The following is a 23,802-nucleotide window of genomic DNA, read 5'->3' as shown; positions in this document are numbered from 1 at the left end:
TGCTCTAGTCTCGCCGCCCATGAACGATCAGCCCTTGGACCTCGATCCCGCCCTCATCGACCGCTTCGCGGCAATCGTCGGCGACAAATATGCATTGCGCGATCAGGCCGACATCGCGCCTTACATAACCGAGCGGCGCGGCCTTTGGCACGGCCGCACATCACTGGTGCTGAGACCCGGCAGCGTTGAGGAAGTGAGCCGCATCATGCGACTTGCGACCGAGACCGGAACGCCGATCGTGCCGCAAAGCGGCAATACAGGCCTGGTCGGCGCCCAGGTGCCGGATAAATCCGGTCGCGACATCGTGGTCTCGCTGTCGCGACTGAACCGCATCCGCGAGATCGATGTCCTGTCGAACACGGTGACCGCAGAGGCCGGCGTCATCCTGCAGACGCTGCAGGAAGCGGCCGACGCCGCCGACCGGCTGTTTCCGCTCTCGCTCGCTGCCCAGGGCTCCTGCCAGATCGGCGGCAATCTCTCCTCCAATGCCGGCGGCACCGGCGTGCTTGCCTACGGCAATGCGCGCGAGCTCTGCCTTGGCGTCGAAGTGGTGCTGCCCACCGGCGAGGTGTTTGACGATCTGCGCAAGCTGAAGAAGGACAACACCGGCTACGATCTGAAAGACCTCTTCATTGGCGCCGAAGGCACGCTCGGCATCATCACCGCCGCGGTGATGAAATTGTTCCCGAAGCCGAAGGGCAGGGAGGTGGCCTTTGCCGGCCTGCCATCGTCGCCGAAAGATGCGCTTTCGCTGTTCACCCTGGCGATGGATCGCGCCGGCGCATCGCTCACCGCTTTCGAGCTGATCGGCAAAAGGCCATACGATTTCACGCTCAAGCACGGGCACGGCATCACGCGGCCGCTGGCCGACGACTGGCCGTGGTATGTGCTGATGCAGGTCTCTTCCGGCCGCTCCGAGGAAGACGGCAGGGCGCTGATCGAAGAAGTCCTGGCCGAGGCTCTCGAGCAAGGTATCGTCGGCGACGCTGTGGTGTCGGCAAGCCTTGCCCAAGGCGACGCCTTCTGGAATTTCCGCGAGACGCTTCCCGAATGCCAGAAACCCGAAGGCGCTTCGATCAAGCACGACATTTCGGTGCCGATCGCCTCGATCCCGGAGTTCATTGAAAAGGCGGCCGGCGTGGTGGAGGGGGTCTGCCCCGGCGCGCGCGTCGTCTGCTTCGGCCACATGGGCGACGGCAACCTGCACTACAACATCTCGCGTCCCGTGGATTGGCAGGACGAGGCGTTCCTCGAACTCTACCACCCTATGAACCAGGCCGTGCACGATGTCGTGCGCTCCTTCCATGGCTCGATCTCGGCCGAGCACGGCATCGGCCAATTGAAACGCGACGAGCTGATCGCCACGGCGCCGCCGATGGCGATCGACCTGATGCGCCGCGTGAAGGCCGCCTTTGATCCGGCAGGCATCATGAATCCCGGTAAGGTTATCTGATCCTCACCTCATCCGGCGGTCGGTCGCATTCCGATAACCATTGGCTCAGATCAGCAAAATTTAACCGACTTTCTTAAGCGCGCCGGTAAGAAGCGAGCGCTAATGTTTCTTCCCATAACGAGGCCGGAAAAACCGGCCCTGAGAGAACCGGAAAAACGGCCCTCAGGACTAACAGGGAAGACATCGATGAACACTGGACTGAAGCCAGTCTGGGCCGGGCGCAACATGCGTCTCGACCCATTTCGCCTGCCGCAGATGGTGAGCTATGCCACCCGCGACGACTATGGCGATGTGACCTTCACCATCGACCAGCGCGGCGCCGTCATCCGCCGTGTGCTGGAGATGAGCGGCGTGCCGGCGATCATCGCGCTGCCCCCCAATGCGTTCCGCGGCGTCGCCGCGCGCGCCATGGAGGATCCCGACGGCAACGTGACCGTGACGCTCGAGCTCCTCCACAATGATCCGATGCTGTCTGTGCCGCTCCTGGTCGCCGACGACCTCGACGACGTCGCCGCCGACTGGCGCGCCTGGGCCGATGCCTATCGCCTGCCGATGCTGCTGATCGAGGCCGACGGCATTGCCCGCACCCTGGAAGAATCGCTCGGCGCCGCCATCAAGGCCCTGCCGCCGCAGGAGCGCCGCAAGGGCCGCGTCTCCACCACGCGCCGCCCGCGCTTCCTCGCCCGCCGCAAGGCCGGCAATCTGGGCTTGAGGCTCGTCATCGATGGCCAGGAGATTATCGCAAGGGAGTAGTGCGATTTTCCCTCCTCCCTTGTGGGAGAAGGTGGATCGGCGCACAGCGCCGAGACGGATGAGGGGTGTTCCAGCGGAGTGAGACGCTGGTGTCCTCTGGAGCACCCCTCATCCGTCGCCTTCGGCGACACCTTCCCCCACAAGGGGGGAAGGGGGAGCCCGCTACACCAGCGGCTTCAGCCAAATCCACACGGACCCGCCGATCAGGCCGAGGAAGATCAGCCAGCCCACCTGGTTGTTCGACTTGAACAGTTTCAGGCATTGGTCCGGATTGTTGATGTCGAGTCGGATGATCTGGCGCGCCATATGCGCGCCGGCGGCGATCAGCCCGGCCAGCGCCACGATCGGCACCTGGGCGGATGCAAAGGCGATGGCGAAGCAGACCAGCGCGCCGCCATAGAGTCCGGTGAGCCAGGTCTTGGTGTTGTCGCCGAACAGCCGCGCCGTCGAGCGCACACCGACGATGGCGTCGTCTTCCTTGTCCTGATGCGCGTAGATCGTATCGTAGCCGATCACCCACAGGATCGAGCCGATATAGAGCATGATCGCCGGATCATCGAGATCGCCGAATTCGACCGCCCAGCCCATCAGCGCGCCCCAGGAGAAGGCCAGCCCCAGCACCAATTGCGGCCAGTTAGTGATGCGCTTCATGAAAGGATAGACCGCGACGATCGCCAGCGAGGCGATGCCGAGCGGAATGGCGAAGCCGTTGAACTGCAACAGCACGGCCAAGCCCACCAGCGCCTGGATGATGACGAAAGCCCAGGCCTGGCGGCGTGTCACCTTGCCGGCGGGCAGCGGCCGCGAGCGCGTGCGCTCGACCTGGTTGTCAATGTCCTGGTCGGCGAGATCGTTATAGGTGCAGCCGGCGCCGCGCATGGCGACAGCGCCGATGAAGAACAGCAATAGATACCAAGGCGTCGGCAGCAGCGTCAGCAGCGGGTCGGTCGGGCGCGGATAGGCGCCCGCGGCAAGCGCTGCCGACCACCAGCAGGGCCATAAAAGCAGCTGCCAGCCGATCGGCCTGTCCCAGCGCGCAAGCTGCGCATAGGGCCAGAGCCAGCGCGGCAGCACGCGATAGACCCAATGACCGCTCGGCGCGTCGGCGACACGGCCCTGGATCGCTTTCGACTGGACGGTTTCCATCACGCTGGAGTGGCAGCAGCAAGCAGCGCCGTCAAGCGGCCGCGTTGTCGCTCAAGCGCTGAAAACCTAGGCGGTGAAAACATCGTGACCGGCAAACCAGGCCTTGGCGACCTCGATGAAGGCGACCGCTGCCTTCGACAGGCGCTGGCGCGTGTCGTGGGTCAGGATGATGCGCTGCATGGGCAGCGGATCGGAGAGCGGCTTGCAGACCAGTGGCAGGCCGTCATAGCTGCGGTCGCCATAGGGCCTCGTATAGCTGACCGCGACGCCGAAGCCGTTGGCCACCATGGAACGCTGCAGCTCGAACGAGCTGGTCGTCGCCCGGGCGACCGGTGAGAGGCCGCGGCTGAGGAAAAGGTCCAGCATGTGCTGCCAGCTATGCGGCTGGTCGGTGGTGATCAGCGGATGCTGCGCAAGCTCGGCCAGGCTGACGGCGTGCTTGTCCGCCAGCACATGGCCGGCCGACAAAAGCGCGTGCGGCCGCAATTCATGCAGCAGAATGCGCTTGAAATGGCCTGGAAGGCCGAGATCGTAGGTGAGGCCGAGATCGACGGCGCTGTCGGCCAGGCGCCGTCCCAGCGTGTCGAAGGTTTCATCGCCGATGACGACGGTGACAGCCGGGCAGCGCTCGGCGAAGGCGCGCATCAGCGCCGGCGCGAAATAGGGCGCCAGATCCTCGAAGCAGCCGAGCGCCAGCTCGCCGCCGACATCGGCGTCACGCGAACCGAGCGCCGCCAGCTCGTCCGCCTCGCCCAGCACCTGCCTTGCCTTGGCCACGGCCCTGCGGCCGAAGGATGTCAGCGAAACGCCGCTGCCGCGCTGGCGCACGAACAGTTTCTGGCCCAGCGCGTCCTCGACATTGTCGATCGCAACCGAGATGGACGGCTGCGACACGTTCAGCGTCTGGGCTGCCGCGGTCACGCTGCCATAGCGGGCCACGGCAACGACATAGCGCAATTGCGCGAGGGTCAGTCTCATAGGCTATAACTATAAACCAGATGGCAAGTTATTATTTTACCCGATGTCGGGCGCTTGCGATAGTCGCTTGCCAACTCAAGGAGAGCTCGCCATGGCCAGCCCGAAGATCGATGCCTCGACAATTGCCGATTATCAGCGCGATGGCGCGGTCTGCATCCGCGGCGCCTTCAAGGACTGGGTCGACGTGATCGCCGACGGCATCGAGCGTAATATGCGCAACCGCAGCGCCGCCGCTTCCGACATCGCCGGCAAGGGCAGCTTCTTCGACGACTATTGCAACTGGGAGCGCATCCCGGAATTCGTCAGGATCGTCAAGGAATCACCGGCCGCCGAGCTCGCGGCCGCGGTCATGCAGTCGCGCAGCGCCCAGTTCTTCCACGACCACGTCCTGGTCAAGGAGCCCGGCACGCAGAAGCCGACGCCGTGGCACCAGGACATTCCCTACTACTTCGTCGACGGCAGCCAGACGGTCAGCTTCTGGATCCCGATCGATCCGGTGAAGGAAGCGACGCTGAGGTTGATCGCCGGCTCGCACAAATGGGAAAAGATGGTGCTGCCGGTGCGATGGCTGAACGACGACAACTTCTACGCCGGCGAGGGCGACTACCTGCCTGTGCCCGACCCCGACAACGACCCGTCGATGAAGGTGCTCGAATGGGAGATGGAACCGGGCGACGCCATCCTGTTCGACTTCCGCACCGCGCACGGTGCGCGCGGCAACCTGACGGCGGCGCGGCGCCGGGCGCTGTCGCTGCGCTGGGTCGGCGACGACGCACATTATGTCGAACGTCCCGGCCGCACCTCGCCGCCCTATCCGGGTCACGACATGAAGCCCGGCCAGAAACTGCGCGAGGATTGGTTCCCCGTCATTTTCCAGAGCTGAGGCATTTTTTCAGACCAAGTTGGGGACACAGCAATTTCTGATGGGTCGGCTATATTTGCGCCGGCAATCGCATGTTGGGGTTGGCCGAACCGGCCCGCCCTCGTCATCCACGGGCGGAGCAAGGAGCGTAGCGACGCGCGCAGACCCGAGGATCCATGCCGTGATGCTGAGGCGTTGCAGGGGTGCAGAATTCTGCTCCGTCGCGGCCCTCGATCAATGTCACGGCATGGATCCTAGGGTCTCCGCGACGGAGCTGCGCTCCTGCTTCGCCCAAGGATGACGACGTTGATGAAACTTCAGCCAATCACCAACGCTTGCGCCGATTTCACGGAAATGAACGGCCAACATCTTGCTCGCCGATAAACGGCAACCTCCCAAATCCCTGTACCGGGGACTGGCCGGCGGCGGGACTTGTCTCATCGGCCTTGATGAGGCCCATGTTCCCATGCGCAATTGCCGCCAAAATGCCAAGATGCCTTGACCCGTCGCCTGCGTACCAATAGCGGGTTCAGGGAGACGATCAGCAAGAGGTGGCCATGAACGTTCTTCTTCTCGGTTCGGGCGGCCGCGAACATGCGCTGGCCTGGAAGATGTCCGCCTCGCCGCTGCTGACGAAGCTCTACGCCTCGCCCGGCAATCCGGGCATCGGCCGCATCGCCGAACAGGTCAAGCTCGACGTCGCCGACCATTCCACCGTCGCCGCCTTCTGCCAGGAGAAGAAGATCGACCTCGTCGTCGTCGGCCCGGAAGGTCCGCTGGTGGCCGGCATCGCCGACGATCTGCGCTCCTGGGGCATCCGCGTCTTCGGCCCCTCTAAAGCGGCGGCGCGGCTCGAAGGCTCGAAGGGCTTCACCAAGGATCTTTGCGCCAGGTTCAACATCCCGACCGCCGCCTATGGCCGCTTCAGCGACCTTGCCTCGGCAAAGGCCTATGTCGAGAAGACCGGCGCGCCGATCGTCATCAAGGCCGACGGGCTCGCCGCAGGCAAGGGTGTCACCATCGCCATGACGCTCGATGAGGCGAACGCCGCGCTTGAAGGCTGTTTCGACGGCGCCTTCGGGGCGGCCGGCGCCGAGGTCGTGGTCGAGGAATATCTGACCGGCGAGGAGGCAAGCTTCTTCTGCCTGTGCGACGGCGCCACCGCGCTGCCCTTCGGCACCGCGCAGGACCACAAGCGCGTCGGCGACGGCGATACCGGACCGAACACCGGCGGCATGGGCGCCTATTCGCCGGCGCCGGTGATGACGCCGGAAATGACCGAGCGCACCATGCGCGAGATCATCGAGCCGACCATGCGCGGCATGGCCAATCTCGGCGCGCCCTTCGCCGGCATCCTCTTCGCCGGCCTGATGATCACCGACCAGGGCCCCAAGCTGATCGAGTACAACACCCGCTTCGGCGATCCCGAATGCCAGGTGCTGATGATGCGGCTGAAGGACGATTTGCTCGTCCTGCTCAACGCCGCCGTCGACGGCCAGCTCGCGCATATGTCGGTCCGCTGGAGCGACGAGACGGCGTTGACCGTGGTGATGGCGGCCAGGGGTTATCCCGGCGCGCCGGAAAAGGGCTCCGTCATCCGCGGCCTCGACGAGGCGGAAGGCGAGGGCGTCCAGGTCTTCCATGCCGGCACCGCCATCAATGGCGGCGCGCTGGTCGCCAATGGCGGCCGTGTGCTCAATGTCACCGCGCTCGGCAAGACCGTCGGCGAGGCGCAGGCCAAGGCATATGCGGCGATCGACCAGATCGACTGGCCGCAAGGCTTTTACCGCCACGACATCGGCTGGCGCGCCGTCGAGCGCGAGAAGGCCGGGGCGTAATTCCGGAATTCAGGCGGCCGCGCTCTTGCGCCGGCCTCGCGCCCAGGCCGGCAGCCAGTCGCCATGCGCGGCAAGCAGGTCGTCGACCAGTGACCAGATCTGATCGAGGTCGAGCTCGGCCGCCGTATGCGGGTCCATCATCGCCGCGTGGTAGATGTGCTCGCGGTTCTCGCTCATCAGCGCCCGCACCGTCAGCTCCTGCACATTGATGTTGGTGCGGATCAGCGCCGTGAGCTGCGGCGGCAATTCGCCGATGTAGGTGGGCTGGATACCTGAAGCATCGACCAGGCACGGCACTTCCGCTGCGCAGTCGAAAGGCAGCGAGGTGATGCAGCCATTGTTGCGCACATTGCCGTAGATCACCGACGGCTCGCCGGTCCACACCGAATTCATGATCGAGGAAGCGTACTCCCTGGACTGCTCGACCTCGATCCGCTCGGCCGAGCGGTAGGCCTCCGCCTGGCCTTTCCAGCGCTCGATCTGCTCGATGCAGCGTTTCGGATATTCGTCGAGCGGAATACCGTATCTCTCGATCAGGTCGGGTCGGCCGTCCTTGATGAAATAAGGCGTGTATTCGGCGAAATGCTCCGAGCTTTCGGTGACGAAATAGCCGAGCCTGGTCAGCATCTCGTAGCGCACCTTGTTCGGGCAGCGCGGGTTCCACCCGGGTTTTGGCGCACGACCCTCGCGATAGGCGCGCACGAGGTCGGGATAGAGGTCGCGGTAGGTGCCGTCCGGCTGGCGATGCTCGAACTTCAAATAGAAGGCCATGTGGTTGATGCCGGCCGAGCGGTAGCGGATCTCCTCATAGGGAAGGTCGAGATCATGCGCCAGTTCCATCGCCGTGCCCTGCACCGAGTGGCAGAGCCCGACCTGCTTGATCGTGGGATATTTCTCGGCGATCGCCCAGGTGTTGATCGCCATCGGGTTGACATATTGCAGCATGATCGCCTCGGGGCAGACCGCGAGCATGTCCTCGCAGATCTTCCACAGATGCGGCACGGTCCTGAGGCCCCGCATGATGCCGCCGACGCCGAGCGTGTCGGCGATGGTCTGGCGCAGGCCGTATTTCTTCGGCACCTCGAAGTCGGTGACGGTGCAAGGCTCGTAGCCGCCGATCTGGAAGGCGACGACGACGAAGTCGGCGCCGGAAAGCGCCTTGCGCTGGTCGGAATAGGTCTCGGCCTTCGCCTTGACGCCGAGCGTCGCGATCAGCTTGTTGACGACGACGGCGCTTTCTTCCAGCCGCTGCGGGTTGATGTCCATGAGCGCGATGGTCGCGCCCGACAGCGCCGGCCGCTGCAGCACGTCGCCGACGATGTTCTTCATGAACACCGTCGAGCCTGCGCCGATGAATGTGATCCTGGGATTTCTTGCCACTGTAAAAACCTCCGGCACTTCTAAGCCACGTCGAAAGCGGCCCTGACGAGCCGTTCGGTGTAGGCGGTCTTGGGATTGGAAAGGACCTCGTCGACGGGTCCCTGCTCGACGATCTTGCCGTGCTGCATGACGATGACGCGGTGGCAGAGCGCCCGCACCACCTTGAGGTCGTGCGAGATGAACAGATAGCTCAGGCCGCGCTCGTCCTGCAGCTTGCGCAACAGGTCGATGATCTGCGCCTGCACCGAAAGGTCGAGCGCCGAGGTCGGCTCGTCGAGCAGGATGAATTCGGGCTCCAGCGCGATGGCTCGCGCGATCGCGATGCGCTGTCGCTGGCCGCCGGAGAACTCGTGCGGGAAGCGCGACAGGATATTGCCGGGCATGCCGGCGCTGACCAGCGCCTCGCGCACCCGCGCGTTCCGCTCGCGCCGCGTCGCGCCCAGCCTGTTGACGACCAGGCCTTCCTCGATGATCTGGCCGATCGTCATGCGTGGGTTGAGCGAGGAGAACGGATCCTGGAAAACGACCTGCATGCGCGAGCGCAGCGGCCGCATGTCGGTGCGCGACAGCTTCTCGATCGGCTGGCCGTCGAAGCGGATCTCGCCGCGCTTGGCGTCGGCCAGCCTGATCAGTGCCTGGCCGAAGCTGGTCTTGCCGGAACCGGATTCGCCGACCAGTCCCAGCGTCTCGTGACGGCAAAGCTTCAGGTCAAGATCATCGACCGCGACCAGCTCGCGCCAGTCCGGCTTGAGGAAGGAGCCGTGGCGCAGCATGAAGCAGACGCGCACGCCGTTCGCCTCGAGGATGGTGCCGCTGCTCTCCGGCAGTGGCTGCGGGCGGCCGCGCGGCTCCGAGGCGAGCAGCCGCTGCGTGTAAGGGTGCCGCGGGTCGGCGAACAGCCGCTCGGTGACGTTGTGCTCGCGCATTTCGCCATGCTGCATGACATAGACATAGTCGGAGAACTTGCGCACCACGGTGAGATCGTGGGTGATCAGGATCACCGCCATCCGCAGTTCCTTCTGCAGGTTGCGGATCAGGTTCAGGATCTGCGCCTGCACCGTGACGTCGAGCGCCGTGGTCGGCTCGTCGGCGATCAGAACGTCGGGCTCGTTGGCCAAGGCCATCGCGATCATCACCCGCTGCCGCTGACCGCCCGACAGCTGATGCGGATACTGCTTGAGCCTTGCTTCCGGCTCGGGGATCTGGACATGCCGTAGGAGCTCGAGCGCGCGCGCCCAGGCTTGCCTGCGGCCCACCTTGCGGTGCACCCTGATCGCTTCGACGATCTGGCTGCCCACCGTGTAGATCGGGTTGAGCGAGCTCATCGGCTCCTGGAAGATCATCGAGATGCGGTTGCCGCGCAGCTTGCGCCGGGCGCTCTCGGGGAATTTCAGGATGTTCTGCCCGAGATATTCGACGCTCGATCGCGGCGAGACGGTTGCCCGCCTGGACAGCAGCCCCATGACGGTGCGCGCCGTCACCGACTTGCCGGAGCCGGACTCGCCCACGATCGCGATCGTCTCGCCGCGATAGATCTGGAAGGAGACGTCCTTGACCGCCTCGACGGTGCCGTGCTCGACCTTGAACGCGACCTCGATGTTGCGGGCGTCGATGACGGGTTGGTCATGGCGTCCGCCATGGTCGAACCGGACGGCCGGCGCGAGGGAGTCTGCGATTGCGATCGTCGTCATCCGGCCACCTCAATAAGGATCGACGGCATCGCGCAGGCCGTCGCCCAGCGCGTTGAAGGCAAAGACGGTGATCAGCACGAAGCCGACCGGCGACAGGATCCACGGATAGGTGCCGATGACCGAATAGGTCGCGGTGTCCTGCAGCATCAGGCCCCAGGAGATCAGCGGCGGCTTCACCGCGAAACCGAGGAAGCCAAGGAAGGATTCGAGCAGCACCACCGTCGGGATCGCCAGCGTCACGGCGACGATCACATGGCTCATCACATTGGGGAAGATGTGCTGCATGATGATGCGCCGGTCGGTGGCACCGACCGCCATGGCGGCGCGCACATAGTCGATCCGCGCCAGCGCCAGCGTCTTGCCGCGCACCTCGCGCGACATCTGCGCCCAGCCCAGCGCCGACATGACGATGATGACGAAGGCGAGGAAGACATTGGTCGGCGCGGTGACCGGGATCAGCGTCGTCAGCGCCAGATAAAGCGGCAATTGCGGGAAGGCGAGCACAAGCTCGACGAAGCGCTGCATCCAGACGTCGAACTTGCCGCCGAAATAGCCGGAGATCATGCCGACGCTGGTGCCGATGACCGTGATGATGAAGACCACCGTCAGCGCGATCATCAGCGACACGCGCGAGCCGTGGATGGCGCGCGACAGCACATCGCGGCCGAACTTGTCGGTGCCGAGGAAATGCACCGGCTGGCCGTCCATCGAGGCGAAGAAATGCCGGTTCGCCGGAATGAGGCCGAGAAGCTTGTAGGGCGCGCCTTCGACGAAGAAGCCGAGCAGCCTTGGATGGTCGTAGTCGGGGCCGACGATCGGCTGGAAGGTGACCGGATCGAGATCGGCCGAATCGGCCAGCGCATAGACCCGCGGCCGCGCGACGAAATTGCCGTCCTTGTCGTGGAAGGCGGGCAGTTGCGGCGGCGCGAAGGCGACGTCGGTCGCCTTGGGGTCCATCGGCGCCAGGAATTCGGCGAACACCGCCATGACAAGCAAGAGCGCGACCAGGCAAAGCCCGGCCATGCCGGTCCACGAACGCTTCAGCCGGCGCCAGACAAGCGCGATGTAGCTCTCATTGCCATGCGCGGCTTCGGCCACCGGAACGCTTTCGGCCGGCAAGGGCGTAAGGGATGGGGGCGGGGGTAAGGGATCGCGGGCCAGCATCTAGCGCTCCCCGAACTGGCGGATGCGCGGGTCGAGCAGGACCAGCAGCATGTCGGCGATGATGTTGCCGACGATCAGCGTCGCCGACAGCACCATCATGAAGGTCGCCGTGACATAGACGTCGCCAACCGCCATCGAGCCGACGATCGCCGGGCCGACAGTGGGCAGCGCGAAGATGATTGCCGTCTCGATCTCGCCGGTGAGCATATAGGGCAGCACCACGCCCTGATACATCACCAGCGGATGCAGCGCGTTGGGCACGGCGTGCCGCATGACGACGGCGCCGCCGGTCAGGCCCTTGGCCTTGGCCGTCTCGACATATTGCGCGTTGAGCGTGTCGAGCAGATTGCCGCGCATGACGCGCATATTGTAGGCGAGGCCGCCGAAGGTCGCGATCGCCACAACCGGCCAGACGTGTTTGACCAGGTCGACAAACTTCGCCCACGACCAGGGCGCGCCGCCATATTGCGGCGAGAAGAACGAGCCGATCTCGGAGACGTTGAACTGGAAGACCAAGAGGTAGACGATGATCAGCGCCATCAGGAAGCGCGGCACCGTCATGCCGAGGAACGAGATCGCCGAAAGTGTCGAATCTATCCAGCTGTACTGACGCGTTGCCGCCCATATGCCGAAGGTGATGCCAAGCACCGAGGCGAGCAGATGGCAGACCAGCGCCAGAAGCAAGGTGCGCGGCAGGCGCTCGCCCACCACATCGGCTACGGGCTTGTTGTAGTAGAGGCTGTAGCCGAAATCGCCGCGGGTGACGATGCCGCCGATCCAGTTGAGGTACTGGATGGGCAGCGGCCTATCGAGGCCATGCTCGACGCGGTAGGCCTGGGCTTGCGCTTCAGCCTCGGCGTAGGAAGCGCCGCCCTGGTTGATCAGCTGCGAGCGGATGTAATCCGCATAGTCGCCGGGCGGCGCCTGGATGATGGCGAAGGTGACGAGGCTCAAAATGGCGAGGACGGGAAGCGCCGACGCTATGCGCATAAGCAGGAATCGCAGCATGGGCGGTCAGCTTCCTTTCTGGCCGGTCGCTCCCTGAGGTGCGTTCGGAGGTTTCGTTGTCCGGCCGCGCCGCGGCGCGGCCGGACGTCTTTTCGTCAGGGGAGGTAAACCTTACATCGGACCCTTGTCACCCGGTTTGCCGGGAAGCTCCTCCGGATACAGTTCGTGCTTCGCCTGCTTGTCGGCGGCGACGAACACACGTTCGCGGATGATCGAATCCTCGGCCCAGTTGAACATGTAGATCGGCGTGCCTTGCGGAATGTTCGAGAAGCGCTTGTTGATGATGAGCGCGCCCGGATACTCGGTCAGCCCGACATTGTAGACATGCTCGGTCGATATCTTCTGGAACTTTCGCATCAGGTCGGCACGCTGGTCGTTGTCCTGCGTCGTCACGAACTTGTTGACGATGTCCACGAGGTCCTTCTCGAAGGGCATCAGGTCGACTTCGCCGCTTTCCGGCGCGCGGTGATTCCAGCTGGTCTTCGGGCCGACGGGAGCAAGTTGCTCGGTGTTTTGCACCACCGAGGTGAGCTCGGTCTCGTTGCGCCGGATCAGCCAATCGAAACGGCCGGAATATTGGATGGCGTCGCGCTGCGTTCCGTTGACCCCGTTGAGGACGACCCTCAGTCCGAGCTTTTCCATCTGCGCGACGACGCCTTCGGCGAGGCTCTTGTCGGTGGTGTAGTCGTTGTTGACCAGCATCACGATCTCGACATTCTTGCCGCCGGCGGTGCCGGCCGGGAAGTTCACGATGCCGTCGCCATCAGTGTCCTTCAGCCCGGCCTTGGCAAGCTCGGCCTTGGCGCCTTTGAGATCGAACGGATAGTAGACGGTCGACTTGCGGTCATAGAAGCTGGTGCCCGACGAGAAGCCGCCCGGATAGATGGCGGTAAACGGACCCTTGACCAGCGAGTCGCCCAGCGCCTTGCGGTCGAGCGCCATGGTCACCGCCTTGCGGAAGTCCTCGTTGCGGTTCAATTCGCGCAGCGCCTGGCCGCGTTCGTCCGGGTTGCCCCAGCCATTGGCGGAGAAATTCATGCGCAGATTGTAGCCGATGAGGCGCGGGCCGAAGGCAAGCCGGGCCGGCGCGTTCGGGTCGGCCGCGCGCTTCAGCGAGGCGACGAAATTCTCGGGCTGCTCAAGGTTCGAGAAGTCGCCGGAGCCCGCCACCGCCTGGACGTCGCGGTCGGCCCAGGTCGACAGCTTGTATTGCAGCTCGTTGAGATAGGGCAGCTGGTTGCCCTTTTCGTCGACCTTCCAATAGTAGGGGTTGCGCCGTAAGACGATGATATCGTCCGGCCGGTATTCGACCGGCACCCAGGCGCCCATCACCGGCATGTTCATATAATCCGGCGGGAAGGCGTTCTTGAACTGGTCGTAGGTATTCTTCGAATATTTCGGATGCTGCGGCTTCAGGATATGCGAAGGGCCGGGACAGAAGGTGCCGTAGGCCATCGCATAGAGATATTGCCGCGGGAACGCCTCCTTGAAGGTCCACTCGACGGTGTAGTCGTCGACCTTCTTCAGCGTCGTGCCGACGCCGAAAGTTTCGGGCGTGGCGCCGTTCAGCGGCGAGACATTGGGATCGACGACCTCGTCATCCCAGTAGAACATGACGTCGTCGGCGTTGAAGGGCGCGCCGTCCGACCATTTGGCGCCTTCGATCAGATGCATGGTGAGCTTGTGACCGTCACTCGACCAGTCCCAGCTCTTGGCGAGGTTCGGCAGCGGCTCGGTGTCCTTGGCCTCGACCTGGAACAGCGGCGCCGTGCGCGTCAGGCATTCGGACAAGCCGATATCGATGCCGCCCCAGCCTTGCGTCTGGCCGGCGCCGTAGTTCCAGCCTTCCGGCCTGCCGCCGATGACGTGGCGCATCGTGTCGCCATAGACGCCGATGCCGTCGGGCATGTTGCCGGTCTTGAAGACCAGCGGCTCCTTGGGCAGTCTGTCCTTGACCGGCGGCAACTTGCCGGTCTTGACGTATTTCTCCGTTACCCAGTCCGGCTCGTGATATTCGGGCAGCGCCTTGAACTCCAGGATGGAGTCGCGCGCCACATAGTGGATCTTGCCTTCGGCCGGGAATGTCGCCGGCTGCGGCGGCACGGTCGGTTCGGACGCGAAAGCGTTGAGTGCATGGACTGAAACGCTCAGCATCAGCCCGGCGGCGATACCAATTCTATGCAGGTTCCTCATAGTCTCCTCCCAGATGTTTGGATGTCTGCTGTTGCCCGCCTCTGCCTCCAGCAGGTCCGGCTGCTTGTCCCAGTCTCAGCCGGCCTGTTTCAGCGCCGCCTTCTCGGCGCGCAATTCCTCGATCGAGCGCACGCTGCGCCGCGCCGCGCCTGCCCATTCACGCGTCTTGACCTTGGATTTCGAAAGCCGCTCCTTTGCCGCCGGAACGGCATGCGCATATTGCGGCAGCCATTGAGCCTGCGCGACGACCATCTCGTCCACCATCTGCCAGACCTCTTCCGGCGTCGACACGGCTCCGACCAGCGGATCGTGCAGCACGGCGAGCTTCAACAGGTCGATGTCGCCGGCGATGGCGGCATGCACCGACATGCGCTGGACGTTGATCGAAGCCATGCAGGTGGCCGCGCAGGCTTCCGGCAAGGTGATGCCGGCCGCCATGTTGATGCCGAACCGGTCGACGAAGCCGGGCGATTCGATGATGGCATCCTGCGGCAGGTTGGTGATCACGCCGTTGTTCTTGACGTTGAAATGGCCGCGATAGACGCGATTGGTCTCAAGCGCCTCGAGGATGTGGCTGGCGTGTTCGTTCGAGCGTTTTGCCGAGTCGATCGGTTTCGAGGCCGCTTCGAGAAATTGCGGATATTCCGTCTCGAACCAGTTGCGGGTTTCGGTCGAGTAGCGCAGGTAGCCGCCCGTCTCGCCATGGATCCATTCCGACATGTCGATCCAGCGCGCGATCTCGTCGGGACGCTTGCGATACCAGGGCAGATATTCCGACAGGTGGCCGTTGCTTTCGGTCGAATAGACCCCAAAACGCTTCAGCACGTCGATGCGCAGCTTTTCCTGCTTCGAATAGACCGGATGCGCCTCGAAGGCGGAGATCAATTCGTCCTTGCCGATCGGCCGGCCGTTCAGCTTGAGCTCGATGAACCAGGTCTGGTGATTGATGCCGGAGCAGACATAGTCGAGCTCCTTGGGCGACTTTGCGCCGAGCACCTGGGCAATCTGCTCGGCGCCATGCTGAACGCCGTGGCAGAGGCCGACCGTGTCGACCTTGCCGTATTCGATCGCGGCCCAGGTGTTCATCGCCATCGGGTTGGCGTAGTTGAGGAACTTGGCGCCGGCGGCGGCGACCTCCCTTATATCCTTGCAGAAGTCGAGGATCACCGGAATGTTGCGTTGGCCGTAGAGAATGCCGCCGGCGCAGATCGTGTCGCCGACGCATTGGTCGATGCCGTATTTCAGCGGGATGCGGATGTCGTCGGCATAGGCTTCGAGCCCGCCGACGCGCACGCAGCTGATGATATAGCGCGCGCCCTCCAGCGCCTCGCGGCGGTTGGTGGTCGCCGTCACCTTGGTCGGCAACTTGTTCGCTTCCACGATCCTGTCGAGGATCGCCTTGATCATCGCCAGATTGTGCTCGCTGACATCGGTCAGCGCGAATTCGATATCCTCGAACTCCGGCACGCATAGGATGTCGGTGAACAGCTTCTTGGTGAAGCCGACGCTGCCGGCGCCGATAATAGCGATTTTGAAACTCATCACCTTCACCTCGATCCAATCGAATGCTAGGCAAGGAGCAAAGGAGAAGAACATGGCCGCGTGCAACAGCGCGCATGCCATCCAAAGCCGGAAATCCGGCTCTTTCTCCTCCCGCCCGCTCCTCGACCGCGGGTCTTTCGCGTTCTTGAGGGCCGGATTATGCGCTTATTCGCCGACGGGGCCAGAGAAGGATTATGCTTTCGAGGGTAATTTTGTGCTGCGGGACCTGATCGCCAACGGAAAGCTGATGCGCACGATCTCGCTGCCGCGCGGCCGCCAGCGCCTGCACGCCATGCCGACCAGCACGGGCTATGAACTGCGCGAGGACGAGGCATATGACTGGGACGGCAGGAAGCGCGGCCAGACCCCGTTCACGGTTCTCCAGCATACGATCAGCGGCACCGGCCAATTGCGCTACGAGAGCCGCAATTACCGCCTGCAGGCGAACGACACGCTGCTGGTTCTGGTGCCGCACAATCATCGCTACTGGTTGGCCAAGGGCGACCGCTGGGAATATTTCTGGATCTCGATGAACGGCGAGGAGGCGCTACGCATCCACAAGTCCATCCTCAGCGTCTCGGGCCCGGTGCTGCGGCTGCAGCCGGCCACCATCGATCACCTTGCCGATTGCAGCCTGCGGCTGATCAAGGGCGCCGCTTCGCCAGGCGCGGCCTCGGCGATCGCCTACGAGGCGGCAATGGCGCTTTATGACGACGTCTTCGGCTCGCACGCCTTCGCCGAGAAGCAAAGCGCCATGCAACCGGTCATCGACCACATCAACGCCAATCTCGACAAGCCGCTGCCGGTGGCGGAGCTGGTTCAGATCAGTGGCTTGAGCCGTGCCCATTTCTCGCGCTGCTTCGCCGAGAGCGAAGGATTGCCGCCGGCCGAATTCGTGCTGCAGCAGCGCCTGCAACGCGCGGCGAAACTCCTGACCAAGGCCGATTTCCTGCCGGTCAAGGAAGTCGCGGTGCTGTGCGGCTTCGAGGACGCGAACTACTTCTCCAAGGTCTTTCGCCGCTGTTACGGCATCAATCCGACGCAGTTTCGCACCACCGGCATGTATGCCAGCCTGGGCAGCCATCGTTGATGTCCTCGGCTCCTGGAAGAAGTCGGCTCTTGGAAGAAGTCAGCGCTTGGCGCTGTCGAGCGCCGTTGAGGCGGTGCTGACCGGATCGGCGGCAGCGGCAAAGGCCGCGTCGATCTGCTCGGGCGTGCGCTGTCCGGAGCGTTTCCAGGCGACATATTGCGCGATGCCGAAGCCGGCACGCCGCGGCACCGTCTTCACCACCGGCATGCGGAATCCGTCGCGGAATGTCTCCCAGCGCGCGCCGAGCACCGCCACCATCTCCTCGAAGGACGGCGGCGCCGCCACGTCGGCATAGGTGATCGTCACCTTGCCGGCCAGCGCCATCTCACGCGAAATCGGCACCGGGATCGAGGCGAGATAGTCGGCCGGCACGTCGAGCAGGCCGCCAAAGGCCCATTGCCGGCGCAATTCGTCGGCGCTCATCGGCGCGACGCTGACGTCGATGTCGTTGGGCGTGCCGGGCACGCGGTAGGGGCAACGGAAGCGGCCGCAATTGGTGTGCGCGGAGAATTGCCAGAGCGCATAGCCCTGCCAGTTGCCCATCGGGAAATGCACGTCGATATCCGGCTTGTAGCGCGCATACCAGAGCGGCAGCCGCGACAGGAGCCGATATTGGTAGCGGTTGTCGGCGATATACTGGGCGGTCTTGCCGTTGACATAGAGCACCGGGAAGCGGCCGAGGCGGCGATGCACCTGGCGCACGAATTCTTCCGCGTCCTCCAGCGACATCCATTGCGTTGCATCGATGCCTTCGATGTCGAGGGCCATCAGCTCGTCCGGCGCCGGCTCGGCGAAATCGATGAAGTTATTGGCCTGCTCGACCGGGTTGCCGGGCCGCGCCAGGTGATAGGCGCCCCATTTCAGGCCGAGCGCCTTGGCCACCACCTTGCGCGTCTGGAACAATTCGCGCGTCACCGCATAGCGCTTCCACTGCGCCTTGCAGAGTTTGACGTCGGCTTCGGCGCCGAAGCAGAAATAGGGCGGCGGCAGCCCGTCGGACGCCTTGTTGATGAAGCCGGCGACACGCTTGTCGGTGACCAGCTGCTGCCAGTCGATCGAATTGTATTCATAGGCGTCGATCACCAGCGGCCGGTCGGCATTCTTCCACGGCTCGGAAAAATCCGAGGCCTTTGCCGCCGTGCCCAGCGCAATCGCCGCCGCGAGAAGCGCCAGGCGGCGAAGAGGGCGCGCCGGCTTTTTCAATCAGGGTGTCCCCACTGACCAGAGAACGATCCTGAACCGCTATGGTTAAGGAAGTGCTTTCAAAACATCGGCTGCTTCGACCTGCTCCGAAACGTCAAAAAAGTATCGGTCGGGTGGACAAGCCGTGGTGGCAGGCGTTTCAATTGCCGCCTAAGCTTCAATCACGGCGGCCAGTGGGAATACACAGGCCTGCCTGACGAAGCGCAGCAACCGGTCCCAAGACCGGACCCGCGCGGGGAGGAAATGAAGATGAATCCGGACCTGGAAGTCGTCCAGATCAGACAGGGAGAGTCGTTCAAGGCCTGGGCCCACGGCTATCCTTTCCGCACCGTGCGCTGGCACTTCCATCCCGAATACGAGCTGCATCTGGTCGTCGCCACCACCGGCCGCTATTTCGTCGGCGACTTCATCGGCGAGTTCGAGCCGGGCAATCTGGTGCTCACCGGGCCCAATTTGCCGCACAACTGGGTCAGCGACGTGCCGCCGGGCGAGACCGTGCCGCTGCGTGGCCGCGTCGTCCAGTTCTCGGAAGAATTCATCGCCGGCGCCTCCGCCGCGCTGCCCGAACTTGCCGCCTGCGCCGGCATCCTCGAAACCAGCCGCCGCGGCGCGCTGTTCTCGCCGGCGACGGCTGAGCTCGTGGCGCCCCTGCTGGCCGAACTGACCGAGGCGCAGGGCGTGCGCCGCCTGTCGCTGTTCATGGCCGTGCTCGATATATTGAACCGCGCTGGCGACGTCCGCACGCTGGCCAGCGCGGGCTATCTGCCCGACCCCTCGGGCTTCATGTCGGCCGGCATCAACCAGGCGCTCGCTTACATCAACTGCCACCTGACCGAGCCGTTCAGCGAAGGCACTCTGGCCGAGATCGCCGGGCGCAGCCCGAGCGCCTTCTCGCGCAGCTTCCGCCGGCACACCGGAATGGCGCTGGTGCAGTATGTCAACCGCCTGCGCATCAACCTTGCCTGCCAGCTGCTGATGAGCGAGGACCAGATGTCGATCACCGAAATCTGCTACGCCGCCGGCTACAACAACATCTCGAATTTCAACCGTCAGTTCCTGGCGCAGAAAGGCATGTCGCCTTCGCGCTTCAGGGCCTTGTTGGCTGAGAATATCAACGCGGAGATAGCCGCCTAACAGGGAGGAAGCGGGAGGAGCCTAGAGCAATTGCGAAGCGGTTGAACGCGGCGAGCTTGCCGTAGCCTCCGTCCGCAATTGGTCAAACAACAAAAGATTCAGGGAAGGAAGGACGCGGGGTGCGGAGCACCCTGTGCTGGAGATCGTTTGTTTCGAATCCAGCACGTTCAGGAGGATGCTTGTAGAGTTTACCGGGATCGGATCGATCCTCGGCCGCTGACAATACTCCTCCCAACAGTTCGACATGCAGTCAAGGCCTGGCGCGTGGTCCACCGCGCAGGTCCTCGTGAAACCATTTCTCGAAACGGAGACATTCGAATGACCAGACATGCTTGGAAATCGCCGTTTGCCTTTAAATCGACGATCGCGGCCGTTTTCGCGGTCTCGCTGCTCGGCAGCACCGCGGCCTTCGCCGACACGGTAACCGATGCCACGGTTGCCTTCCTGATGCCCGACCAGGCGTCGACCCGCTACGAGCAGCACGACTATCCCGGCTTCGTCGCCGAGATGAAGAAGCTCTGCCCGGGCTGCAAGGTGATCTACCAGAACGCCGACGCCGATGCGGCGCGCCAGCAGCAGCAGTTCAATTCGGTGATCTCGCAGGGCGCCAAGGCCATCGTGCTCGACCCGGTCGATTCGACCGCCGCCGCCTCGCTGGTCAAGCTCGCCCAGAGCCAGGGCGTCAAGGTGATCGCCTATGACCGGCCCATCCCGACGGCGCCCGCCGATTTCTACGTCTCCTTCAACAATGAAGGCATCGGCAAGGCCATCGCCGACTCGCTGGTCGAGCACCTCAAGGCTCTGAAGGTCGACCCGGCCGGCGGCGGCCTGCTGCAGATCAACGGCTCGCCGACCGACGCCGCCGCCGGCCTGATCAAGAAGGGCATCCACGAAGGCCTCGACAACAGCGGCTATCCGATCCTGGCCGAGTTCGACACGCCGGAATGGGCGCCGCCGAAGGCGCAGCAATGGGCGAGCGGCCAGATCACCCGCTTCGGCACCAAGATCCTCGGCGTCGTCGCGGCCAATGACGGCACTGGCGGCGGCGCGATCGCCGCTTTCAAGGCAGCAGGCGTCGATCCGGTTCCACCGGTGACCGGCAATGACGCGACCATCGCGGCGCTGCAGCTGATCATCGCCGGCGACCAGTACAACACCATCTCCAAGCCGAGCGAGATCGTTGCGGCGGCCGCGGCCAACGTGGCCGTCAAGCTGTTGTCGGGCGAAAAGCCGAAGGCAGAGATGACGCTCTACGACACGCCCTCGCAGCTGTTCACGCCGGCGGTGGTGACGCAGGAGAACCTCAAGGCCGAGATCATCGACAAGAAGATCAACACGGCGGCCGAACTCTGCGTCGATCGCTATGCCGAGGGCTGCAAGAAGCTCGGCATCACGAAGTGATCCATATGGCATCCGGCCGCTCCTTGGCGGCCGGATGTCCAGCGAACGACAGTCAAGAAAGGCGGCGCATGAGTGAAAGTCCCGAAAGGTCGGCTTCCGTCGGCGAGCTGGTGCTCAGCCTGCGCGGCATATCGAAGAATTTCGGCGCCGTTTCGGCGCTGACCGATATCGATTTCGATGTCCATGCCGGCGAGGTCGTCGCGCTGGTCGGCGACAACGGCGCCGGCAAGTCGACGCTGGTCAAGATCCTCGCCGGCGTGCATCAGCCGAGCGCGGGAACGATCGATTTCCGTGGCAAGCCCGTCACGCTGCCAGACCCGCGCGCGGCGCTGACGCTCGGCATCGCCACAGTGTTCCAGGACCTGGCGCTCTGCGAAAACCTCGATGTGGTCGCCAACATTTTCCTGGGCAACGAGCTCAGTCCGCTGCGGCTGGACGAGGTGGCGATGGAGATGCGGGCCTGGACGCTGCTCAACGAATTGTCGGCGCGCATCCCGAGCGTGCGCGAGGCGGTCGCCTCGCTGTCCGGCGGCCAGCGCCAGACGGTCGCCATCGCGCGCTCGCTGCTGCTCGAGCCGAAACTCATCCTGCTCGACGAGCCGACCGCGGCGCTTGGCGTCGCCCAGACGGCGGAGGTGCTCAACCTTATCGACCGCGTCCGCGCGCGCGGCCTCGGCGTCGTGATGATCAGCCACAACATGGAAGATGTCCGCGCCGTCGCCGACCGCATCGTGGTGCTGCGGCTGGGGCGCAACAACGGCGTCTTCGAGCCCGACGCCTCGAACCAGGATCTGGTGAGCGCCATCACCGGCGCGTCCAACAACGCGGTGTCGCGCCGCGTCGAGCGCCTGCGCATGGAGCGCGATCACAGCGGCAGCGCGCAGGCGGGGGAGCAACGCCCATGACGGCAGAGAAAAGCACCTCCGCCCCGATGGCCCTCGACCGCGCCGATGCGCGAGTGAAGCATGAAGCCGGCTTCGGCGGCGCGCTCCGCGCCTTCCTCGACCGCGTGCGTAGCGGCGATCTCGGCTCCCTGCCGGTCATCGTCGGCCTGGTGGTCATCTGGACCGTATTCACCAGCCTCAATCCCGTGTTCGTTTCCAGCAGCAATCTGGTCAATCTTCTCTTCGACTGCTCGACGGTCGGCGTCATCGCGCTCGGCATCGTCTGCGTGCTGATGGTCGGCGAGATCGACCTTTCCGTCGGCTCGATCAGCGGCTTCGCCTCCGCGATAGTCGGCACGCTCTGGGTCAACCAGGGATGGCCGGTCGCGCTCGCCATCCTGGCGGCGTTGGCCTTCGGCGCCCTGATCGGCTCGCTCTATGCCATTTTGTTCAACCGTCTGGGCATGCCGAGCTTCGTTTCGACGCTGGCCGGCTTGCTCGCGGTGCTGGGCATGCAGCTCTACATTCTCGGCTCCACCGGCTCGATCAACCTGCCATACGGCTCCGCTTTGGTGGATTTCGGCCAGCTGATGGTGATGCCGAAATGGGTATCGTACACGCTGGCAGCGATCCCGGGCCTGGCGCTGCTGATCTCCGGGCTTCGCACCTTCGCGCGCCGCCGGGCGGCCAACCTGTCGGCACCGTCCGTGACCGGGCTCATCGTGCGCGTCGCCGTCATTACCGTCGGCCTCGAGCTGATCGTCGCCTATCTCAACCAGTCGCGCGGCATCCCGTGGATGTTCGGCCTCTTCGTCGGCCTCGTCGTGGCGATGAACTATGCGCTGACCCGGACCAAATGGGGGCGCTCGATGACCGCCGTCGGCGGCAACCGCGAGGCAGCACGGCGCGCCGGCATCAAGGTCCGCGCCATCTATCTCAGCGCTTTCGCGCTCTGCTCGCTCTTTGCCGCGCTCGGCGGTGTGCTTGCGGCCGCCAGGCTTGCTTCCGCCAGCCAGCAGGCCGGCACCGGCGACGTCAACCTGAACGCGATCGCGGCCGCGGTCATCGGCGGCACCAGCCTGTTCGGCGGCCGCGGCAGCGCCTATTCCGCGCTGCTCGGCATCATCGTCATCCAGTCGATCGCCAGCGGCCTGACGCTGCTCGATCTGTCCTCGTCGCTTCGTTACATGATCACCGGTGCCGTTCTGGCCATCGCCGTGATCGTCGATTCCCTCGCGCGCCGTTCCCGTGCTTCGCACGGCCGCGCCTGAACAGTTCAAACGAGAAGGGTACACATGGCTCACGATCTTTCGGGAAAAGTCGCCGCGGTCACCGGCGCGGCATCGGGCATCGGCCTCGAATGCGCCAGGGCGATGCTTGCCGCCGGCGCCCGCGTCGTTCTGGTCGACCGCGCGGAGGACAGGCTGAAGGAGGTGGTCGCCGAGCTCGGCGATGGCGCGATCCCGCTGGTGGTCGACCTCACCAGCCCGGCTAGCGTGGCGACCATGATGCCCGGCATCCTCGACAAGGCCGGCCAGCTCGACATCTTCCACGCCAATGCCGGCTCCTATGTGGGCGGCGAGATCCTCAACGGCGATCCGGATGCCTGGGACCGCATGCTGAACCTCAACATCAACTCGGTGTTCCGCTCGGTGCACGTGGTGCTGCCGCATATGGTCGAACGCAAGACCGGCGACATCATCGTCACAAGTTCGATTGCGGGCCTCGTCCCTGTCGTCTGGGAACCGGTCTACACGGCCTCCAAGCACGCCATCCAGGCCTTCGTCCATACGCTGCGCCGGCAGGTCGCCAAGCATGGCCTGCGCGTCGGCGCGGTGGCGCCCGGACCGGTGGTGACGGCGCTGATCAGCGATTGGCCGAAGCAGAAGCTCGAGGACGAGCTGGCGGCCGGCGGACTGATGCAGCCCACGGAGGTCGCGGACGCCGTCCTGTTCATGCTGACGCGGCCGAGAAACGTCACCATTCGGGATCTGGTGATCCTGCCGCAGAGCAATGATTTGTAGGCAATAGGAATTAGGCAGTAGGGAATAAGGAAAGAGGCGGTTGCCTCCGGCCGTCCAA

19 protein-coding genes are annotated in these 23,802 nt (G+C 64.3%); 10 read left to right on the top strand and 9 right to left on the bottom strand.

Annotated elements, in window-relative coordinates; translation table 11 throughout:
* Positions 1-19 precede the first annotated feature (19 nt).
* Positions 20-1,453, top strand: coding sequence for an FAD-binding oxidoreductase (locus tag LB529_RS09765; RefSeq protein ID WP_224710954.1), 1,434 nt, complete (start codon positions 20-22; stop codon positions 1,451-1,453).
* Positions 1,454-1,639: 186 nt separating this feature from the next.
* On the top strand, positions 1,640-2,206 hold the full coding sequence (locus LB529_RS09760) for a DUF6101 family protein (RefSeq protein WP_071074058.1): 567 nt from the start codon (positions 1,640-1,642) through the stop codon (positions 2,204-2,206).
* A 162-nt stretch (positions 2,207-2,368) separates the two neighbouring features.
* Here the strand turns inward: LB529_RS09760 and ubiA are convergent, their stop codons facing one another.
* Together ubiA and LB529_RS09750 are read right to left on the bottom strand one after the other, a co-directional pair.
* Positions 2,369-3,352 carry a 4-hydroxybenzoate octaprenyltransferase gene (ubiA, locus tag LB529_RS09755; RefSeq protein ID WP_224547059.1) on the bottom strand — a complete coding sequence of 328 codons (984 nt, stop codon included), beginning with the start codon at positions 3,350-3,352 and terminating at the stop codon, positions 2,369-2,371.
* A gap of 66 nt (positions 3,353-3,418) precedes the next feature.
* Positions 3,419-4,330 carry a LysR family transcriptional regulator gene (locus tag LB529_RS09750; RefSeq protein ID WP_224710953.1) on the bottom strand — a complete coding sequence of 304 codons (912 nt, stop codon included), beginning with the start codon at positions 4,328-4,330 and terminating at the stop codon, positions 3,419-3,421.
* Positions 4,331-4,421: 91 nt separating this feature from the next.
* On the opposite strand from LB529_RS09750, the gene LB529_RS09745 reads away from it, so the two are divergent.
* Together LB529_RS09745 and purD are read left to right on the top strand one after the other, a co-directional pair.
* On the top strand, positions 4,422-5,213 hold the full coding sequence (locus tag LB529_RS09745; protein ID WP_224710952.1) for a phytanoyl-CoA dioxygenase family protein: 792 nt from the start codon (positions 4,422-4,424) through the stop codon (positions 5,211-5,213).
* Between the two features lie 536 nt (positions 5,214-5,749).
* Positions 5,750-7,030: a phosphoribosylamine--glycine ligase gene (purD, locus tag LB529_RS09740; RefSeq protein WP_224710951.1), complete on the top strand. Its 1,281-nt coding sequence runs from the start codon at positions 5,750-5,752 to the stop codon at positions 7,028-7,030.
* Positions 7,031-7,039: 9 nt separating this feature from the next.
* On the opposite strand, the gene LB529_RS09735 is transcribed toward purD, so the two are convergent.
* From LB529_RS09735 to LB529_RS09710, 6 genes are all read right to left on the bottom strand, one after another.
* A complete protein-coding gene (locus LB529_RS09735) occupies positions 7,040-8,410 on the bottom strand; it encodes an alpha-glucosidase/alpha-galactosidase (RefSeq protein ID WP_224710950.1) in 1,371 nt (456 codons plus the stop codon).
* 20 nt (positions 8,411-8,430) lie between these two features.
* Positions 8,431-10,101 (bottom strand): ABC transporter ATP-binding protein, encoded by a 1,671-nt coding sequence (locus tag LB529_RS09730; protein WP_224710949.1) that lies wholly within the window; start codon positions 10,099-10,101, stop codon positions 8,431-8,433.
* Positions 10,102-10,110: 9 nt separating this feature from the next.
* Positions 10,111-11,265 (bottom strand): ABC transporter permease, encoded by a 1,155-nt coding sequence (locus LB529_RS09725; protein WP_224526461.1) that lies wholly within the window; start codon positions 11,263-11,265, stop codon positions 10,111-10,113.
* Positions 11,266-12,273: an ABC transporter permease gene (locus tag LB529_RS09720; protein ID WP_224632457.1), complete on the bottom strand. Its 1,008-nt coding sequence runs from the start codon at positions 12,271-12,273 to the stop codon at positions 11,266-11,268.
* A 111-nt stretch (positions 12,274-12,384) separates the two neighbouring features.
* Entirely contained in the window at positions 12,385-14,466 is a 2,082-nt protein-coding gene (locus tag LB529_RS09715; protein ID WP_224605186.1) for an ABC transporter substrate-binding protein, read from the bottom strand.
* A 75-nt stretch (positions 14,467-14,541) separates the two neighbouring features.
* Complete coding sequence (locus LB529_RS09710; protein ID WP_224710948.1) at positions 14,542-16,008, bottom strand: alpha-glucosidase/alpha-galactosidase; 1,467 nt, start codon at positions 16,006-16,008, stop codon at positions 14,542-14,544.
* Between the two features lie 247 nt (positions 16,009-16,255).
* Here LB529_RS09710 and LB529_RS09705 point away from each other — a divergent pair, with 247 nt between their 5' ends.
* Positions 16,256-17,098 carry an AraC family transcriptional regulator gene (locus LB529_RS09705; RefSeq protein ID WP_263482280.1) on the top strand — a complete coding sequence of 281 codons (843 nt, stop codon included), beginning with the start codon at positions 16,256-16,258 and terminating at the stop codon, positions 17,096-17,098.
* A 39-nt stretch (positions 17,099-17,137) separates the two neighbouring features.
* On the opposite strand, the gene LB529_RS09700 is transcribed toward LB529_RS09705, so the two are convergent.
* A complete protein-coding gene (locus LB529_RS09700; protein ID WP_224710947.1) occupies positions 17,138-18,301 on the bottom strand; it encodes a glycoside hydrolase family 25 protein in 1,164 nt (387 codons plus the stop codon).
* 249 nt (positions 18,302-18,550) lie between these two features.
* Between LB529_RS09700 and LB529_RS09695 the strand changes: the two genes are divergently transcribed.
* From LB529_RS09695 to LB529_RS09675, 5 genes are all read left to right on the top strand, one after another.
* A complete protein-coding gene (locus LB529_RS09695) occupies positions 18,551-19,435 on the top strand; it encodes an AraC family transcriptional regulator (protein WP_224526442.1) in 885 nt (294 codons plus the stop codon).
* A 318-nt stretch (positions 19,436-19,753) separates the two neighbouring features.
* Entirely contained in the window at positions 19,754-20,836 is a 1,083-nt protein-coding gene (locus LB529_RS09690) for a sugar ABC transporter substrate-binding protein (protein ID WP_224547027.1), read from the top strand.
* Positions 20,837-20,904: 68 nt separating this feature from the next.
* Positions 20,905-21,741: an ATP-binding cassette domain-containing protein gene (locus LB529_RS09685; RefSeq protein WP_224710946.1), complete on the top strand. Its 837-nt coding sequence runs from the start codon at positions 20,905-20,907 to the stop codon at positions 21,739-21,741.
* Positions 21,738-22,991, top strand: a complete 1,254-nt coding sequence (locus LB529_RS09680) for a sugar ABC transporter permease (protein WP_224605175.1) — start codon at positions 21,738-21,740, stop codon at positions 22,989-22,991. The genes LB529_RS09685 and LB529_RS09680 overlap by 4 nt, the downstream gene beginning before the upstream one ends.
* Before the next feature lie 24 nt (positions 22,992-23,015).
* Complete coding sequence (locus tag LB529_RS09675; protein WP_224710945.1) at positions 23,016-23,744, top strand: SDR family oxidoreductase; 729 nt, start codon at positions 23,016-23,018, stop codon at positions 23,742-23,744.
* Positions 23,745-23,802 lie beyond the last annotated feature (58 nt).

It is taken from the genome of Mesorhizobium sp. CA5 (assembly GCF_020165105.1).
Taxonomy (GTDB): domain Bacteria; phylum Pseudomonadota; class Alphaproteobacteria; order Rhizobiales; family Rhizobiaceae; genus Mesorhizobium.
This window is presented reverse-complemented; position numbering and strand designations above follow the sequence as displayed.